The organism is Streptococcus suis (genome assembly GCF_002964045.1).
Lineage (GTDB): Bacteria > Bacillota > Bacilli > Lactobacillales > Streptococcaceae > Streptococcus > Streptococcus suis_U.
Genome location: NZ_POPB01000321.1, coordinates 1 through 416 on the forward strand (window position 1 = coordinate 1; position 416 = coordinate 416).

Below are 416 nucleotides of genomic sequence, written 5' to 3' on the forward strand. Positions count from 1 at the left end.
AAATCCCCCAAGATTGAACGATTCCAATCCGTCCTGGTGCACCTACGATAAAGGAAGTGTCCGCATCGGTCACGCCATATTTTTCGAGAATATCCTGTGTCAAAACGACACGTGCCGCACCATGTCCATCCACTTCCAAGTTGTCGTAGACGTAGCCTGTCAACTTGGCAATCTTGAAATCAATGGTGTCCATCTGACGAGATATCCTTGCAAAGTCAAAATCTTCTTGGCGGAGACGAGCGACAATCTCAAAGGTGCGCGAGCTGGTTGCTGGATAGAGAAAGCGGCCTGTATCGCCCACAATTCCTGCATAGAGTAGACGTGCAATCTCTCCATCTAGTTCCAGTTGGCTCTGGATGGCCAGTTCCGTAATCATTTCACTGCATGAGCTGGCTTCCGTATTGACCCAGAGTAGG

Annotated in this window: 1 protein-coding gene; it reads right to left on the reverse strand. The window is 49.3% G+C overall.

The features are described 5' to 3' along the window. A partial coding sequence (locus C1E99_RS05865; protein ID WP_419580074.1) for a DHH family phosphoesterase occupies positions 1-416 on the reverse strand: 416 nt, incomplete at both ends.